The organism is Planctomonas deserti (genome assembly GCF_003067705.1).
Taxonomy (GTDB): domain Bacteria; phylum Actinomycetota; class Actinomycetes; order Actinomycetales; family Microbacteriaceae; genus Planctomonas; species Planctomonas deserti.
On the sequence record NZ_QANL01000114.1, the window covers coordinates 1 to 599 of the forward strand.

The 599-nt window shown below is 62.3% G+C and carries 1 protein-coding gene; it reads left to right on the forward strand.

Features of this window, described 5'->3' with window-relative positions:
• Positions 1-599, forward strand: a 599-nt coding sequence (locus tag DAI20_RS19825) for a M12 family metallo-peptidase (RefSeq protein WP_205781523.1), incomplete at both ends; no start/stop codon positions are given.

The following is a 599-nucleotide window of genomic DNA, read 5'->3' on the forward strand; positions in this document are numbered from 1 at the left end:
GACGATCCGGGTAATTCGCTGATCCTGGTGCGCTCGGGCAACACCATCACCGGTTCGATCCGCAAGGACGGCAAGCTGTATCGCCTGCGCCCGCTGGGCAACCGCCATGTACTGGTGGAAGTGGATGAATCGCGGATGCCTGCCGATCATCCGGCCGACTACAACCAGCTGCCGAAAATCCCGATGGGCAACAACGATCGCATCGGCATCGCGCAGGCCTCGTCCGGTAGCCCGGCCACCATCCGCGTGCTGGTGGTTGCGACCAATGCAGCAGTAACGGCTTATGGCGGCAACATGCAGTCGCTGGTGCAGCTGGCGGTGGCCGAATCCAACCAGGGTTATGTCAACAGCAACGTCGGCATCACCATGGAACTGGCCCGCTACGAGACCACCAACTACACCGAATCGGGCAGCTTCGATACTGATCTCGCGCGCTTCCGTGGCACCAGCGACGGCTACATGGACAGCATCCACACCAGTCGAAACACCTACACGGCAGACGTGGGCGTGCTGCTGATCAACAACACGGCGTACTGCGGCCTGGCGTCGGGGATCGGCTCGACGGCGTCGACGGCGTTCGCTGCGGTGTACTGGGATTG